The sequence below is a fragment of the Curtobacterium sp. NPDC092190 genome, from assembly GCF_044755625.1.
In the GTDB taxonomy this organism is placed as follows: Bacteria; Actinomycetota; Actinomycetes; order Actinomycetales; family Microbacteriaceae; genus Curtobacterium.
The window spans coordinates 156,350-170,848 of the sequence record NZ_JBIVRJ010000006.1; the positions used below are offsets into that span (position 1 = coordinate 156,350).

Here is a 14,499-nt window from a genome sequence, read left to right on the forward strand (position 1 = left end):
CCCACCGGACCGGTGGGGAGCCTCCCGTGCGTCCGGGGGCGGCTCGTGACCCGAGCGTGCGGCCGCGACCCGCGGATCAGAGCTGGGAGCCCGGCACGCTGAACGTGTCGCAGGCGGTGGCCCCGCGCTCGTAGCCCCGCGTGAACCACGCCTGGCGCTGGGCGCTGGACCCGTGCGTGAACGAGTCGGGGTCGACGCGACCCGTGGCCCGTTCCTGGATGCTGTCGTCGCCGACGGCGCTCGCGGCGGACAGCGCGTCGGCGATCTGCGCCCGGGTGACCGGTTCGAAGAACGTCTCGCCGTTCGCGTCGCGGGTGGTCGCGGCCGAGCCCACCCAGGAGCCCGCGTAGCAGTCCGCCTGCAGTTCGACGCGGACACTCCCCGAGGACGCGCCGGTGCCGGAGCGGTCGGTGTCGGCGAAGGTGCCCTCGAGCTGCTGCACGTGGTGGCCCCACTCGTGCGCGACGACGTACATCTGGGCGAGCGGACCGCCGGACGAGCCGTACCGGGACTGCAGGTCGTCGTAGAACGCCGTGTCGAGGAAGATCGAGCGGTCTGGCGGGCAGTAGAACGGGCCGGTGGCCGCCGAGGCCTGACCGCAACCGGTGTCCGTCGACCCGTCGAAGAGCACGAAGCCCGGCGTCGTGTACGAGATCCCGAGGTCGGCGGCCTCGGTCGTCCAGTAGGCGTCGAGCGACTCGGCCGCGCCCTCCATGCGGCACTCGACCCGCTGGTTCGCGTCGCGGCCGGTGCGGCACTCCTCGGCGGGCTGCACCGTCTCGTCCTGCTGCTGGATCTGGGTGGTGCCGCTGCCGTCGCCGACGATGCCGCTCAGGTCGACCCCGGTGAACTGCGCGATGAGGAACACCACGATCGCCGCGACACCGACGCCGCCACCACCGATCGCCGCCGTCCGCCCGCGGCGCTTCACCTTCCCGCCGCTGAGCTGCGAGTCCTCGTTGAACGTCATGCCGCCGACCGTACCCGCAGCCGACCCGCGTAGCGTCCGGTGCGTCGGCACCGCCGACACCTGTCGTACAACAGCACGATCCACCCGGAAGGAAGCAGCACCATGGCCACTCCGATCAGCACCGTCATGAGCCCCGCCCGCTACGTGCAGGGCAAGGACGCGATCACCCGCGTCGGGGAGTTCGTCGCGCCGATCGGGAAGCGTCCGTTGCTCGTCGCCGACGACGTGGTGTGGGGCATCGTCGAGGACGCCGTCCGCACGAGCTTCGACGCCGCCGGGCTGCCGGTCGAGCGGGTCGGCTTCGGACGCTTCGCCACCCCGCAGGCGATCGACGACCTCACCGCGAAGATCCGCGAGACGGACTCCGACGTGGTCGTCGGCCTCGGCGGCGGGTCCGCGATCGACGCCGCGAAGGCCTCCGGGCACCTCGCCGGGGTCCGCTGGGCGAGCGTGCCGACCGCCGCCAGCACGGACGCCCCGACCTCCGCGCTCGCGGTCGTGTACTCGGAGGAGGGCGAGTTCATCGAGTACCGCTTCTTCCCGCACAACCCGGACCTCGTGCTCATCGACACGAAGCTCGTCGCGAACGCCCCCGTGCAGTTCCTCGTCGCGGGCATCGGCGACGCCCTCGCGACCTGGGTCGAGGCCCGTGCCGCGAAGCGCGCGAACGCCGACACCATGGCCGGCGGGCTGCAGACCGAGACCGGTGTCGCGCTCGCGGAGCTGTCGTGGCAGCTCCTCCACGACAACGCGCTCCAGGCGATCGAGTCCGTGAAGGCGAAGGTCGTCACGCCCGCGCTCGAGAAGGTCGTCGAGGCGAACACCCTGCTCTCCGGGCTCGGCTTCGAGTCCGGTGGCCTCGCCGCGGCGCACGCGATCCACAACGGCCTGACCGCGGCCCCGCAGGCGCACGGCCTCGCGCACGGGCAGAAGGTCAACGTCGGCACGATCGCGCAGCTCGTGCTCGAGGGGGCGCCCGCCGACGAGATCGAGGACTTCGTCGTCTTCACGACGAGGGTCGGACTGCCGAACACCCTGACCGAGATCGGGCTGACCGTCGACGACCGGGACGTGCTCCGGGCCGTCGCCGAGGCCGCCACCGTGGAGAGCGAGACGATCCACAACATGCCGTTCCCCGTGACCGCCGAGGCCGTGGTCGACGCGCTCGTGGCGATCGAGGGCATCTCGCGCAGCATCCGTGCCGCCCACGGGCTGCCGGAGCCGGAACTGTACCGCGCCCACTGAGCGCGGACGGAGGGGGTGCGAGCAGCATGGCGGCATGGCCGACCTCGATGAACAGCACCCCCTCTTCCTCCTCGCGATGGACCAGCGGTCCTCGCTCCTGGAGCACACCTACGGCGACGAGTCCGGCGAGCCCGCGGACGAGGCCGACGCCCAGCGCGTCCGCGCGGGCAAGCAGCTCGTGTACCGCGGCGTGCTCACTGCGCTCGCCGCAGGGGCCTCCCGCGCACGCACCGGCGTGCTCGTCGACGAGCGCTACGGCGACGACGTCGCCCGGCTCGTCCGCGAGGCCGGGCTGCAGCTCGCGATGCCGATCGAGCGATCCGGCCGCGACTGGTTCGAGCTCGAGTACGGCGACGACTGGCTCGCGCACGTGGACTCGTTCGACCCCGACTTCGTGAAGGTCCTGGTCCGCGACAACCCCGCGTTCGACGCCGGTGACCGGCAGGCGCAGGCCGAACGGCTCGCCGAGGTCTCCCGCGCCCTGCACGACGCCGACCGCGCGTTCCTGGTCGAGCTCCTCGTCCCGGGCACCGACGACCAGCAGGCGCAGGCGGACGACTACGACCGCGACGTCCGCCCGGGACTCGTCGTCGAGACCATCGGGTACCTGCAGGAGCACGGGGTCGAGCCGGACGTGTGGAAGCTCGAGGGCCTCGACCGCACCGAGGACGCCGAGCGCGTCGTCGCCGCCGTGCGCGCCGGAGGTCGGGACCACGTGCAGTGCATCGTGCTGGGCCGCGACGCCCCCGAGGACCAGCTCGACCGGTGGCTGCGCGTCGCAGCACCCGTCGACGGCTTCGTCGGCTTCGCCATCGGGCGGAGCAACTGGGAGGACGCGCTCGACGACGTCGTGCAGCAGGGGCTCGACCACGAGGCGGCCGAGCAGGTGATCGCCGCCAACTACCGGCACTTCGTCGACACGTGGCTCGAGGCGCGCCCCGACGTCGTCGACGGGGTGGACGCCGGCGCGGCCTGATCCCGTTCCCGCCGACGCCGGGTCGGTGTCGGGCGCGGGCCGGCGTCAGGTGCGGACGAGCGGATCCATCGTCGCCAGGTCCGCTCCGATGCCGACGTCGACGAGCTCGATGCGCCCGGCGAGCGTCGCCCCGGGGCCGGTGAGCAGGCCCGCCTTGACCCCGCCGAAGGTCACGGTGACGTCGGCGTGGAGCACGTGGTCGTCGGCCACCGCGCCGGTGTCGACGTCGATGCCGCTCGGCACGTCGACGGCGACGACGAACGGGGCGCGCTGGTCGCGGGCGAGCTCGCGGATCGCGTCGACGACCTGCCGAGCGGGGGAGCGCAAGGGGGTGCCGCCGCCGGCACCGATGCCGAGGATGCCGTCGAGCACCAGGTCGGCTCCCGCGGCGGCCTCGGCGGCGACCGCCGCCAGGCGCTCGGCGTCCGGGGTCGCGGCGGCCCGCAGGATGTCGGCCGCACCCGCGTCCGTCCGGTCCGCCCGGGGACCTGTCGGGCCGTCCAGGAGGCGCGCCCCGGCGTCCAGCGCCGCAGCCAGGCCCGCCTCGTGGACACGTGCGCCGACGCGCAGCACCGCCACGTGCCTCCCGTCCGACGCCAGCTGCGCGCCCGCGAACAGGGCGTCACCGCCGTTGTCGCCGCTGCCCACCAGCAGCAGGACCGACCCCGGGCCGTCCTGCGGGCGGACCGCCGGGTCGTCGAGCAGCTCGCCGACGATGCGGGCCAGCCCCGCCGCCGCGCGCTGCATGAGGGGTTCGCCCGCCTCGAGGTGCGGCCGCTCCGCCGCCCGGACCTGATCGCCGCCGTAGCCGTCCATGACCACCACCATGCCCCGGTAGCCTGGTCGCGCCATGTCACTCGTCCCCGAAGCGCCCCGCCCCCGTGCCGTGATGTCCCCGGACGGCCTGAAGCTCGCGACGTACGACTTCGGCGAGCCGGACGCCCCCGTCGTGGTGGCCGTGCACGGCTTCGCCTCCGGCGCCGTCCTGAACTGGCACGCCTCGGGGTGGACCCGTGACCTCGTCCGAGCGGGCTACCGCGTCGTCGCGCTCGACCAGCGCGGGCACGGTGCCTCGTCGAAGCCGCACGACCCGTCCGCGTACTCGATGGACCTGCTCGTCGCCGACGTCACCACGGTCATCGACACCTACCTGCTCGACGACGTCGCGTTCCTCGGGTACTCGCTCGGCGCCCGTGTCGGCTGGCACACGGCCGAGCAGATCCCGGACCGGATCTCGCGGGCCGTCCTCGGCGGGATCCCGGACGCCGACCCGATGCGCCGCGTGGCGGTCGACCAGGCGAAGGCGTACATCGCCGACGGCACCCCGGTCGAGGACCGGGTGACGAACGGGTACCTGCAGATGGCGGCGAACGTCGAGGGGAACGACCTCCGCGCGCTCGTCGCGATGGTCGAGGGGATGCGGAACAGCGTCGAGCCGACGCCGGAGAACGCCCCCGCGCAGCCGATCCTGATGGCGGCGGGCAGCGAGGACGGCATCCGGGACAGCGCCGTGCGGCTGGCCGAGGCGGCGCCGGACGCGTCGTTCTTCGAGATCCCGCGTCGGAACCACTTCAACGCCCCCACGTCGCGCGACTTCCGTGAGCGTGCGATCGCCTTCCTGTCCGAGGGACGCTGAGGGGGCGGTGCGCACCCCTGACGGGTACTGGCAGGTCCCCGCTGGCGGAGGAGACCGGGCGTAGCGTCCCGGCCATGGACTACAGACTCCTCGGCAACAGCGGGACATCGGTGTCGACGCTGACCCTCGGCACCATGACGTTCGGCAGTGAGGCCGACGAACCCACCTCCCACCAGATCCTCGACACGTTCGTCGCAGCGGGCGGCACGCTCGTCGACACCGCGGACGTGTACTCCGGCAACGAGTCCGAGCGCATCATCGGCCGGTGGCTCGCCGCCCACCCGACCGAGGCGCAGCAGGTCGTCCTCGCGACGAAGGGCCGGTTCCCCCAGGGTGACGGCCCGAACGACCTCGGCCTGTCCCGCCGTCACCTGCGCGTCGCGCTCGACGCCTCGCTCGAGCGGCTCGGTGTGGAGCACATCGACCTCTACCAGATGCACGCGTGGGACGCCCTGACCCCGATCGAGGAGACCCTGCGCTTCCTCGACGACGCCGTGTCCGCCGGGAAGATCGGCACCTACGGGTTCTCGAACTACCTCGGCCACCAGGTGACGAAGGCCGTGTACGAGGCGAAGGCACACGGCTGGGCACCGCCGGTGACGCTGCAGCCGCAGTACAACCTGCTCGTGCGGGACATCGAGCACGAGGTCGTGCCCGCGTGCCTGGACGCCGGCATCGGTCTGCTCCCGTGGTCGCCCCTGGCCGGCGGCTGGCTCTCCGGGAAGTACCAGCGCGACGAGGCTCCGACGGGCTCGACACGTCTCGGCGAGAACCCGCAGCGCGGCATGGAGGCGTGGGAGGCCCGCAACGGCGACGAGCGCACGTGGAAGGTGCTCGACGCGGTCTCCGCGGTCGCCGACGCGCACGGTGCCTCGAAGTCGCAGGTCGCCCTCGCCTGGCTGCTCGCGCGGCCCGCGGTGACGAGCGTCATCCTCGGCGCCCGGACGGTCTCGCAGCTCGAGGACAACCTCGGCGCTGCCGACCTCGTGCTCACCGACGACGAGCTGCAGGCCCTGACGGACGCGAGTGCCCCGCGGGTCGACGACTACCCCTACGGCACCGCCGGCGTCGCCCAGCGCGAGCGCCGCATCACGGGTGGACGCTGATCGCGGTCGGACACTGATCGCGGTCGGACGCAGAGCACGGCCGTGCGCGCCGGGCATCCGCCCGGCGCGCACACAGCGGGGACGCAGTCCGACCGGCCGGTTCCTGCACGTCCGTGCGGGTTCGCGTGGATCGGACCGGAACCGTGGACACGTCACCGGGTGCGGTGACACCATCGAGGGACGACCGGCTGGTTACCGCGTCGAGCGCGCGGAACGCCTCCTGATCCGCGTTCCGCGCGCCGGAGGGCCCGGGACGTCCATCGTCCGGGCCCTCCGTGCTCCCGCCGGAGGGCGTCGGCTCCCGCCGTAGGATCGTCCGGTGCCCGGTCGACGCCACGCCCTCGTGCTCCAGGACCGCCGAGCGGTGCGGATCGTCGCCCTCGTCCTGCTCGCCCTGGCAGCCGCCTACCAGTGCTTCTGGCGGATCGCCGACGAGAACACCGGCGGCGACGAGTCCACCTACGTCCGCGCCGGCTTCGCGTAGGTGCACGGCGCGTTCGACCAGAACCGCGAGCACCCGCCGACGGCGAAGTACCTGTTCGGGCTCGCGCAGCTCGTCGGGGGCGAAGGGGCCACCGCGCCCCCGGGTCCTCGTGAGTGCCCTCGTCGTCCTCGGCGCCGCCGTCATGTTCGTGTGGCTCCGCGCCGAGGTCGGCTTCTGGGCGGGGTGGACCGCCGCGGCGCTCCGGACGCTGACGCCCCGCGGCGGATCCGGTGCGCGGCTCGACCGTGTCGCGCTCCTCGACCCGGTGATGGTGTTCTTCGCCCTGGCCGCGCTCTTGGCCGTGTGGACCTGGACGCGGACCGGCCGGTGGTGGTGGCTCCCGCTGTCCGCGGTGCTCATGGCCGCCTCGGTGACGTCGAAGGCATCGACGCTCGTGCTGGTGCCCGTGTTCCTGCTCGCCCCGCTGCTGTTCCGGCAGTCGCGTCGGCTCGTCGTCGGCGGCGTCGTCTGGGCAGTGGTCTTCACGGTGACGGTCGTCGCGCTGTACGCCCCGATGGGCATGCGCTCGACGGTGCTCTACATGCTGTCCTTCCAGGAGGAGCAGAACGAGGACGGCCACCTCGCCGTGATCGCCGGGCAGACCCACCAGTTCGCACCGTGGTGGGCGAACTGGTGGTTCCTGGCGCAGGGCGTCGGGCTGCCGGTGCTCGTCGTCCTGGCCGCCGGGGTGCTGCTCGCGTTCGTCGTCCGTCCGGACCGGCTCGTGGTGTTCCTCGCCGCACCGCTCCTGCTGCTCGTCGCGTTCTACACGGTGGCGGCGAAGATCGCGCTGCCGACCTACTACAGCGCGTGGACGCCCTGGATCGTCCTGCTCGCCACGGTCGGACTCGGCCGGCTCGCGGTGCTCCGCCCCCGACCGCTGACCGGCGCGCTCGCCGCGCTCCTCGTCGTCGTCGCGCTCGTCGGCAGCATCCCGACCGCGCGGGCGGTCTGGCAGACACGCCCCGAGGGGGTCGGGCGCCTCCTGCCGCTGTTGCGGAGCGAGGGCATCCGGGACGGCCGCATCTTCTTCGGCGCGATCACCCCGAGTGACTACGACCAGTACGTCGGCGCGCGCGGTGTGCGCGACGTCGACGACGCACCGTTCGAGGCGATCGTGGTCGGCCGCGACCGGCGCTTCCCGCTGCCGCAGGAGGTCACGGACCTGCTGCGCGACGAGCGGTCGTCGTTCGAGCGGGTGCGCCTGGACCGCATCGTCGTCTGGATCCCGGACGGCGAGATCGAACGGGACGCGGACGGCGAGCTCGACGTGCGGTGACGGCGAGCTGCGGACGACGGCTCCACCTCGGGCTGCACGAGGAGCCGTGATCTGGGGCCGGCAGCGGGACTCGAACCCGCAACCCCCGTATTACAAGTACGGTGCGCTACCAATTGCGCCATGCCGGCTGACGCGCCCATCCTACCGGCGGACGCGCCGGGGGCTCATTCGCCCTGCTCGGAGAAGTTCAGCGACAGGGAGTTCATGCAGTAGCGGTCACCCGTCGGGGTGCCGAAGCCGTCGGGGAACACGTGCCCGAGGTGCGAGCCGCAGTTCGCGCAGCGGACCTCGGTGCGGACCATGCCGAGGGACTTGTCCTCGATGAGCTGGACCGCCTCGGGGCGGACCGACTCGTAGAACGACGGCCAGCCGCAACCGGAGTCGAACTTCGTGCCGCTCTGGAACAGCTCCGCACCGCACGCCGCACACGTGTACGTGCCGGCGCGCTCCTCGTCGAGCAGCTCACCCGTCCACGGGCGCTCGGTCCCGGCCTGCCGGAGCACGGCGTACTGGTCCGGGGAGAGCTCCTCGCGCCACTGGGCGTCCGACTTGTCGACGTTGTACGCCATTGCTTCCTCCTGCTTCCGGTCGGGGCTCGATGGTGATGCCCGACCCCTTCAGTAAACTCGCGACGATGTCCGAGCATTCCGTCCGCCACGCCCGCTGGACCCGCCTGACGACGGACGAACTGTACGGCATCGTGCGGCTGCGGATCCGCGTCTTCGCCCTCGAGCAGCGGGTCACCGCCGACGACTTCGACGGCCGTGACCGCGAGCCCGACACCGAGCACTGGTGGTTCGGAGCGGACGGCGATCCGGTCGGGTACCTCCGCCTCGTCCGGCCCGCCCCGGACGAGGACCACCCCGCGGCCAGCGAGCCGCCGGCCTGGGTGATCGGCCGGGTCGCCACCCACCCCGACCACCGGGGGCAGGGGATCGCCGGACGGCTGGTCGCGGGGGTGCTCGAGGCGCACGGCCACGAGCCGTTCGTCCTGCACGCCCAGGAGTACGTCGCGGGCCTCTACGAACGCCACGGCTTCGTCCGGTTCGGTGCGCCCTACGACGAGGCCGGCATCCGTCACGTCGGCATGCACCGCCCGTGACCGGCACGCGCGAGCGGTACGCCACCTACGCGGCGCGCATCGCTCCGGCCTCGCCGTCGTACGCGGCATGGGCACGCTCGGTCGACGACGACCTGGTCGCGCTCCTCGACGCGGTCCCCGAGCAGCAGCGGCAACCGGAGCTGGTCTTCGCCGTCGCACGTCGGCTGGGTGCCGACCCGTCGGACCCCGGAGCGCTCCGTGCGCTCGGCCGGGAGGCCCGTGCCGCGTTCGTCACGGCGCTCGCCGCCGCCACGGTGCAGGCCAACGACCCGCGGCGGCTCGGTCCCGTCGTCCCGCTGTTCGCGGCGCTCGCCGCGGCGGACCCGCGGCCGCTCGGCCTCGTCGACGCCGGGGCCGCCGCCGGGCTCTGCTCGATCCCGGACCGGGTGACGCTCGACCACCGGACCGGGGACGGCACGGTCCGGGTGCACACCGCCGTCGCCGAGCCGTCGGTGCACCTGACGGTCGACGCCAGCGGCGCGGTCCCCGAGCCGGCCGGCACCCCGATCCGGATCGGCGCGCGGGTCGCCCTCGACCCGAACCCGATCGACCTCGCCGAGCCCGGTGCGTTCGACCGGCTGGTCGAGGCCGTCCCGCCCGAGGCGACGGACCGCACCGCCCTGATGCGCGAGGCGGCGCGCGCGACGCTCGCCGTGCCTCCCGTCCGGATCCGTGGCACGCTGCCCGGCGACCTCGACCGTGCACTCGACGCGTTGCCGGACGGCGTCCGCCCCGTGGTGCTCACCACCGGGACCCTCGTCTACGTGCCGGGTGCCGACCGCCAGCGCGTGGTCGACCGGCTGGCAGAGCGTGGCGTGCACTGGGTCGCGGTCGAACGGACGGGCACCCTGCGCGGGGTGGCCGCGACGCTGCCCGACGACGTCGACCCGGCGGACCCGGACGCCTTCGCCACGGTGTCGCTCGACGGCGTGGCGACGGCGGTCTGCGACCCGTTCGGCGTCCGGGTGCGGTGGTTCCGGCGGCCCGGAGCCTGAACCGGGCTTCGCGACAGTCCAGCGGCGTGCCAGGGTCGGACCGCCGGGCACCCCTACGATGTGCGAGACCCGTGACCGAACCGTGACCGGAAGTGCCGTGACCGCCCTCCCCACCGACGAGCTCAGCGAGCTCGACCAGCGCGTGCTCGCGTTCGAGCACGACCGGGCGCGGCACGACCGCACGAAGGAGGCGGAGATCCGGGTCGAGTTCGACATGTCGCCGGCGCGCTACTACCAGGTGCTCAACCGCGTGATCGACCTTCCCGCCGCGCTCGCGCTCGACCCCCAGCTGGTCGGTCGGCTGCAGCGGCTCCGGCACGCACGCACCCGAGCACGAGCGGCGCGCGCGTTCGTCGCCCCCGCGCCCGATCCCCGTGAAGAGGAACGATGACCGAGAGATTCCCGCGAGACCGGTTCGACGACGTCACCGACGGCCCCCGGGTCGGAGCGCACCGCGGTGCCCGTCGTCGTGGACGCGGGTGGATCGCGTTCGCCTGGGGCGCCCTCGCGACCGGTGTGCTCGTGCTCGTCGGTGTCCTCGTGCTCGCGCTGCTGAACGGCAGCTACTCGTTCCCGGGGTCGACCTCGTCGCCGCGCCCGTCGTCGAGCTCGTCGGCGTCGGCCGCGCCGTCGGAGTCGCCCTCGGAGTCGCCGTCGGCGCCCGCCTCCGAGGAGCCGAGCGCTGCGGAGCCCTCGGCGCAGGGCGCGACGAGCGTCGTCGTGCTGAACGGCACGACGACGACCGGTCTGGCCGCCCGCGCCAGCAGCGCACTGACCACCGCGGGCTGGCAGGTCGCCTCGACGGGTGACGCCGGGACGACGGGGACGACGACCTCGGTCGTGTACTACCAGCAGCCCGAGCAGCAGGCCGTGGCACAGGGTGTGGCGAAGGCGCTCGGCATCGCGACGGTGGAGCAGTCGTCGGCGTTCCCGAACGCCGACGTCAGCGTCGTGCTCGGCGCCGACTACGGCGGCTGACGCGCGCTGTGTGACGGAGGTGTTTCGGGCACGTTGATTTCTGACGCGATCGGCGTGCAAGAACGTCACACCTCTTGCCTTGCCGCCGTTGTTGCACGAGAGTCATCGCCAGACGGCGATGGCGTCGTCCGCAACTGCAGCACCAGGGAGCAAGAGATCATGGCCAACGGAACCGTGAAGTGGTTCAACGCCGAGAAGGGCTTCGGCTTCATCACCGTGGATGGAGGGGGCCAGGACGTGTTCGTGCACTACTCGGCGATCGACATGTCGGGGTACAAGGTCCTCGAGGAGGGCCAGGCGGTGACGTTCGACGTCGGCACCGGGTCGAAGGGCCCACAGGCGGAGGCGGTCCGTCCCGCCTGAGCCCAGGACCACTCGACCGACGCGCCGTCCCCTCGGGGGCGGCGCGTTCGTCGTGCACGGCGCTCTGCCCGCCGAGCAGCCACCACCCGGGCCGACCGTGCCGGGTCCCGGCCGCAACGTGTCCTGGGAAGTCGAGCCGCGCCTCCCGACTGTGTTGCACTCACACCCGGCGAGTGCCAGAATCGGCGTTGGCACTCGCTTGCGCTGAGTGCCAGTACGACCCCCACGCACGACGTCCGGGAGGGACGAGAAACTCACATGGCTAAGATCATTGCTTTCGACGAGGAGGCCCGTCGTGGCCTCGAGCGCGGCCTGAACACCCTGGCCGACGCCGTGAAGGTGACGCTCGGCCCGCGCGGCCGCAACGTCGTCCTCGAGAAGAAGTGGGGCGCCCCCACGATCACGAACGACGGTGTCTCCATCGCCAAGGAGATCGAGCTCGACGACCCGTACGAGAAGATCGGCGCGGAGCTCGTCAAGGAGGTCGCCAAGAAGACCGACGACGTCGCCGGTGACGGTACGACCACCGCGACCGTGCTCGCCCAGGCGCTCGTCCGCGAGGGCCTCCGCAACGTCGCCGCCGGTGCCGACCCCGTGTCGCTCAAGCGCGGCATCGAGAAGGCCGTCGCCGCCGTCTCCGACCAGCTCCTCGCCAACGCGAAGGACATCGAGACCAAGGACCAGATCGCCGCGACCGCGTCGATCTCGGCCGCCGACCCCACCATCGGTGCGCTCATCGCCGAGGCGATCGACAAGGTCGGCAAGGAGGGTGTCGTCACCGTCGAGGAGTCGAACACCTTCGGCACCGAGCTCGAGCTGACCGAGGGCATGCGCTTCGACAAGGGCTACCTGTCGCAGTACTTCGTCACGGACCCGGAGCGCCAGGAGGCCGTCTTCGAGGACCCGTACATCCTCATCGTCAACTCGAAGATCTCCAACATCAAGGACCTGCTCCCGGTCGTCGACAAGGTGATCCAGGCGGGCAAGCAGCTTCTCATCATCGCCGAGGACGTCGACGGCGAAGCCCTCGCGACCCTCGTCGTGAACAAGATCCGCGGCATCTTCAAGTCCGTCGCCGTCAAGGCACCGGGCTTCGGTGACCGTCGCAAGGCCATGCTGCAGGACATCGCGATCCTGACCGGCGGCCAGGTCATCTCGGAAGAGGTCGGCCTCAAGCTCGAGAACGCGACCCTCGACCTGCTGGGCAAGGCCCGCAAGGTGATCATCACCAAGGACGAGACCACGATCATCGAGGGTGCCGGCGACGACGAGCAGATCGCGGGCCGCGTCCGTCAGATCCGCTCCGAGATCGAGGCGACCGACTCCGACTACGACCGCGAGAAGCTCCAGGAGCGCCTCGCGAAGCTCGCCGGTGGTGTGGCGGTCATCAAGGCCGGTGCCGCGACCGAGGTCGAGCTCAAGGAGCGCAAGCACCGCATCGAGGACGCCGTCCGCAACGCGAAGGCCGCCGTCGAGGAGGGCATCGTCGCCGGTGGTGGCGTCGCCCTCATCCAGGCGTCCGTCGTGCTCGACACGCTCTCGCTCGAGGGTGACGAGGCGACCGGTGCGAACATCGTCCGCGTCGCGATCGACGCGCCGCTCAAGCAGATCGCGCTGAACGCCGGTCTCGAGCCGGGCGTCGTCGCCGCCAAGGTCCGCGAGCTCGAGTCCGGCCACGGCCTCAACGCCGCGACCGGCGAGTACGTCGACCTCGTCGCCGCGGGCATCATCGACCCGGCCAAGGTCACGCGCTCGGCGCTGCAGAACGCCGCGTCGATCGCCGGTCTGTTCCTCACGACCGAGGCCGTCGTCGCAGACAAGCCGGAGAAGAACCCGGCCATGCCGGCCGGCGACCCCACGGGTGGCATGGACTTCTAGTCCCGGTAGCCGGAAGGGCCCCGCACGCAGCGCGTGCGGGGCCCTTCCGCGTGCGGGCGCCGCCGGCGGGCGGCCGCCGGCGGGCGGCCGCCGGCGGGCGGGCGCCGGCGGGGGGGCGCCGGGGGGGGGCGCCCGGGGGGGGGCCCGGGGGGGCGGGCCCCCGCCGGCCCGGCCCCCGCCCGGCCGCGGGCGGGCCCCGGCCGGGGGGCGGCCCCCCGGGGGGGGGGGGCGGGGGGGGGGGGCCGGGGGGGGGGGCCGGCGGGGGGGGGCCCGCGGGGGGGCGCCGCGGGCGGGCGGCCGCGTGCGGGCGGCCGCCGGCGGGCCGGCCGCCGGCGGGCCGGCGGGCGGCGGGCGGGCCGGGCCGGGCAGCCCTGGCTCGGTTTCGGTCGCAAGACTTGCCGCTCAGAACCGGCAGCGACGGCAGGTCATGCGCCCGCAACGACCGCGCGCGGCATGCCGTGCTACCAGGACGTAGGTGCTTCTCCCGCACGGGAGGCTCGGCTGCGGTCGTTCTCCACAGGTGCGCCCGCCTCTGGCTCGGGTGGTGCCGTGCGCCTCCAGGCTACGAGCATGACCACTCCGCGCGCACTGCCCAACGGCCTCGCGGAACGGGCCTTCACCGTCGCACAAGCTCGTCGGTACGGCGAGGGTACGAGCCGCATGCGCCGCGCTGATCTCCGGCGTCCCGTCCACGGCGTCCGCGTGCCTCGTGACCGCGACGCGAGCCTGGTCGACTGCATCGCCCTGGTGCTCCGCCCCGACCAGCGGTTCAGCCACACGACCGCAGTCAGCGTGTGGGGAGCGCCGGTGCCGAGGGAACACCGCGAAGGGTCGCGGGTACACGTGGCGACCATCGGCGGAGCGAGCCTCATGCGGCGTCCGGGTGTCACGGCCCATCGTGTGGCCGACGACGAGACCGTCGAGCAGGACGGCCTCCCGGTCAGCACGCCGGCCCGCGCCTGGGCCGAGTGCGCGACCCTCTTCGACTTCCGAGCGCTCGTCGTCCTCGGCGACCACCTCGTCGGATGGGCGGGACTCGCCACGATCGAGGATCTCGCGCGTGCGCTCCGTCCCCGCGGGCACGGGGTCGTCCTCGCGCGGGCTGCACTCGAGGCCGTGCGTCCGGGGAGCGAGTCACCCATGGAGACGCTGATCCGCCTCGACGTCGTGGATGCAGGATTCCCGGAGCCCGAGCTCAACCACGAGGTGTTCGACGAGCGCGGTACGTTCCTCGGACGGGTGGACATGTGCTGGCCACAGCTCCGTATCGCGCTCGAGTACGACGGCGACCATCACCGCGAGCGCGACGTCTTCCGACACGATCAACGCCGAGGGAACGGGTTCGCTGTCAACGGGTGGATCGTGGTGCACGCGACGGCTGCCGACGCGGCTCGACCTGCGGTGCTGTTCGAGCGACTCCGTCAAGCGTTCGCCGCCCGTTCCTGAGCCGGTCCGGCAGCTCTGATGTCGCTCGCTCCCACAGGTCC

Annotated in this window: 16 protein-coding genes and 1 tRNA gene; 13 read left to right on the forward strand and 4 right to left on the reverse strand. The window is 72.9% G+C overall.

Annotation, left to right across the window (positions count from 1 at the left end; all coding sequences use genetic code 11):
- Positions 1-76: 76 nt before the first annotated feature.
- Positions 77-970: a neutral zinc metallopeptidase gene (locus ACIQFY_RS14775; protein WP_326497002.1), complete on the reverse strand. Its 894-nt coding sequence runs from the start codon at positions 968-970 to the stop codon at positions 77-79.
- A 102-nt stretch (positions 971-1,072) separates the two neighbouring features.
- On the opposite strand from ACIQFY_RS14775, the gene ACIQFY_RS14780 reads away from it, so the two are divergent.
- Both ACIQFY_RS14780 and ACIQFY_RS14785 read left to right on the forward strand, forming a co-directional pair.
- A complete protein-coding gene (locus ACIQFY_RS14780) occupies positions 1,073-2,215 on the forward strand; it encodes a glycerol dehydrogenase (RefSeq protein WP_400340725.1) in 1,143 nt (380 codons plus the stop codon).
- A gap of 34 nt (positions 2,216-2,249) precedes the next feature.
- A complete protein-coding gene (locus ACIQFY_RS14785) occupies positions 2,250-3,191 on the forward strand; it encodes a 2-deoxy-5-keto-D-gluconate 6-phosphate aldolase domain-containing protein (protein ID WP_251155273.1) in 942 nt (313 codons plus the stop codon).
- A 45-nt stretch (positions 3,192-3,236) separates the two neighbouring features.
- On the opposite strand, the gene ACIQFY_RS14790 is transcribed toward ACIQFY_RS14785, so the two are convergent.
- Positions 3,237-4,043, reverse strand: coding sequence for an NAD(P)H-hydrate epimerase (locus tag ACIQFY_RS14790; RefSeq protein ID WP_400340727.1), 807 nt, complete (start codon positions 4,041-4,043; stop codon positions 3,237-3,239).
- Here ACIQFY_RS14790 and ACIQFY_RS14795 point away from each other — a divergent pair.
- The 4 genes from ACIQFY_RS14795 (at position 4,042) to ACIQFY_RS14810 (ending at position 7,696) form a co-directional block, all read left to right on the forward strand.
- Positions 4,042-4,827: an alpha/beta fold hydrolase gene (locus tag ACIQFY_RS14795; protein ID WP_066656580.1), complete on the forward strand. Its 786-nt coding sequence runs from the start codon at positions 4,042-4,044 to the stop codon at positions 4,825-4,827. The genes ACIQFY_RS14790 and ACIQFY_RS14795 overlap by 2 nt on opposite strands.
- Before the next feature lie 74 nt (positions 4,828-4,901).
- Positions 4,902-5,933 (forward strand): aldo/keto reductase, encoded by a 1,032-nt coding sequence (locus ACIQFY_RS14800; protein ID WP_326496998.1) that lies wholly within the window; start codon positions 4,902-4,904, stop codon positions 5,931-5,933.
- A gap of 319 nt (positions 5,934-6,252) precedes the next feature.
- A complete protein-coding gene (locus ACIQFY_RS14805; protein ID WP_400340729.1) occupies positions 6,253-6,417 on the forward strand; it encodes a hypothetical protein in 165 nt (54 codons plus the stop codon).
- A 109-nt stretch (positions 6,418-6,526) separates the two neighbouring features.
- A complete protein-coding gene (locus ACIQFY_RS14810; protein ID WP_400340730.1) occupies positions 6,527-7,696 on the forward strand; it encodes a hypothetical protein in 1,170 nt (389 codons plus the stop codon).
- A 52-nt stretch (positions 7,697-7,748) separates the two neighbouring features.
- Here the strand turns inward: ACIQFY_RS14810 and ACIQFY_RS14815 are convergent.
- Positions 7,749-7,824 (reverse strand) — tRNA-Thr (locus ACIQFY_RS14815).
- 36 nt (positions 7,825-7,860) lie between these two features.
- A complete protein-coding gene (gene msrB, locus ACIQFY_RS14820) occupies positions 7,861-8,265 on the reverse strand; it encodes a peptide-methionine (R)-S-oxide reductase MsrB (RefSeq protein ID WP_066656573.1) in 405 nt (134 codons plus the stop codon).
- Between the two features lie 65 nt (positions 8,266-8,330).
- Here msrB and ACIQFY_RS14825 point away from each other — a divergent pair, with 65 nt between their 5' ends.
- From ACIQFY_RS14825 to ACIQFY_RS14855, 7 genes are all read left to right on the forward strand, one after another.
- Positions 8,331-8,798, forward strand: coding sequence for a GNAT family N-acetyltransferase (locus tag ACIQFY_RS14825; RefSeq protein ID WP_400340733.1), 468 nt, complete (start codon positions 8,331-8,333; stop codon positions 8,796-8,798).
- Positions 8,795-9,793: a DUF2332 family protein gene (locus ACIQFY_RS14830; protein WP_400340735.1), complete on the forward strand. Its 999-nt coding sequence runs from the start codon at positions 8,795-8,797 to the stop codon at positions 9,791-9,793. Before ACIQFY_RS14825 ends, ACIQFY_RS14830 begins: the two co-directional genes overlap by 4 nt.
- A 97-nt stretch (positions 9,794-9,890) precedes the next feature.
- Positions 9,891-10,184: a DUF3263 domain-containing protein gene (locus ACIQFY_RS14835; protein ID WP_235426381.1), complete on the forward strand. Its 294-nt coding sequence runs from the start codon at positions 9,891-9,893 to the stop codon at positions 10,182-10,184.
- The gene (locus tag ACIQFY_RS14840; protein ID WP_326496994.1) at positions 10,181-10,771 is read left to right on the forward strand and encodes a LytR C-terminal domain-containing protein; all 591 of its coding nucleotides are present in this window, start codon (positions 10,181-10,183) and stop codon (positions 10,769-10,771) included. The genes ACIQFY_RS14835 and ACIQFY_RS14840 overlap by 4 nt, the downstream gene beginning before the upstream one ends.
- A gap of 159 nt (positions 10,772-10,930) precedes the next feature.
- Entirely contained in the window at positions 10,931-11,134 is a 204-nt protein-coding gene (locus tag ACIQFY_RS14845; RefSeq protein ID WP_066656547.1) for a cold-shock protein, read from the forward strand.
- Between the two features lie 258 nt (positions 11,135-11,392).
- Positions 11,393-13,012 (forward strand): chaperonin GroEL, encoded by a 1,620-nt coding sequence (gene groL / locus ACIQFY_RS14850; RefSeq protein WP_326496993.1) that lies wholly within the window; start codon positions 11,393-11,395, stop codon positions 13,010-13,012.
- A gap of 570 nt (positions 13,013-13,582) precedes the next feature.
- A complete protein-coding gene (locus ACIQFY_RS14855) occupies positions 13,583-14,458 on the forward strand; it encodes a hypothetical protein (protein WP_400340737.1) in 876 nt (291 codons plus the stop codon).
- Positions 14,459-14,499 lie beyond the last annotated feature (41 nt).

Coding starts and splice junctions, on each gene's coding strand:
- ACIQFY_RS14780 (WP_400340725.1), top strand. CDS start 1,073: ATGGCCACTCCGATCAGCACCGTCATGAGCCCCGCCCGCTACGTGCAG.
- ACIQFY_RS14840 (WP_326496994.1), top strand. CDS start 10,181: ATGACCGAGAGATTCCCGCGAGACCGGTTCGACGACGTCACCGACGGC.
- ACIQFY_RS14795 (WP_066656580.1), top strand. CDS start 4,042: ATGTCACTCGTCCCCGAAGCGCCCCGCCCCCGTGCCGTGATGTCCCCG.
- ACIQFY_RS14855 (WP_400340737.1), top strand. CDS start 13,583: ATGACCACTCCGCGCGCACTGCCCAACGGCCTCGCGGAACGGGCCTTC.
- ACIQFY_RS14800 (WP_326496998.1), top strand. CDS start 4,902: ATGGACTACAGACTCCTCGGCAACAGCGGGACATCGGTGTCGACGCTG.
- ACIQFY_RS14825 (WP_400340733.1), top strand. CDS start 8,331: ATGTCCGAGCATTCCGTCCGCCACGCCCGCTGGACCCGCCTGACGACG.
- msrB (WP_066656573.1), bottom strand. CDS start 8,265: ATGGCGTACAACGTCGACAAGTCGGACGCCCAGTGGCGCGAGGAGCTC.
- ACIQFY_RS14845 (WP_066656547.1), top strand. CDS start 10,931: ATGGCCAACGGAACCGTGAAGTGGTTCAACGCCGAGAAGGGCTTCGGC.
- ACIQFY_RS14790 (WP_400340727.1), bottom strand. CDS start 4,043: ATGGCGCGACCAGGCTACCGGGGCATGGTGGTGGTCATGGACGGCTAC.
- groL (WP_326496993.1), top strand. CDS start 11,393: ATGGCTAAGATCATTGCTTTCGACGAGGAGGCCCGTCGTGGCCTCGAG.
- ACIQFY_RS14785 (WP_251155273.1), top strand. CDS start 2,250: ATGGCCGACCTCGATGAACAGCACCCCCTCTTCCTCCTCGCGATGGAC.
- ACIQFY_RS14775 (WP_326497002.1), bottom strand. CDS start 970: ATGACGTTCAACGAGGACTCGCAGCTCAGCGGCGGGAAGGTGAAGCGC.